At 28.6% G+C, this 231-nt stretch carries 1 pseudogene; it reads left to right on the top strand.

Annotated features, from left to right (window positions below):
• Nucleotides 1–91 precede the first annotated feature (91 nt).
• Nucleotides 92–231, top strand: a pseudogene (locus tag KI356_RS27715) (ArsR/SmtB family transcription factor); the annotation flags it as partial.

Below are 231 nucleotides of genomic sequence, written 5' to 3'. Positions count from 1 at the left end.
TATTTCTATATAAGGGTCTTAATTGAGGATTGTGGCTTTCTTTAGAAATGGATCTAAATAAAAAGGAATCAATATAAAAGGGGAATGTCTTATGACAACATATACGAGTGAGTTGACAAAAAAATTAGTTACTGAAGAAGATGTAGATATTTTAAAAATAATGGCGCATCCAATACGATTACAAATTGTAAATGAATTAAGTGCACGCAAAACTTGTAATGTAACACAATT

Source organism: Bacillus hominis (assembly GCF_018332515.1).
Classification (GTDB): domain Bacteria; phylum Bacillota; class Bacilli; order Bacillales; family Bacillaceae_G; genus Bacillus_A; species Bacillus_A hominis.
Note: the sequence above shows the minus strand (reverse complement) of the source record. Positions and strands in the feature narration are given on the sequence as shown.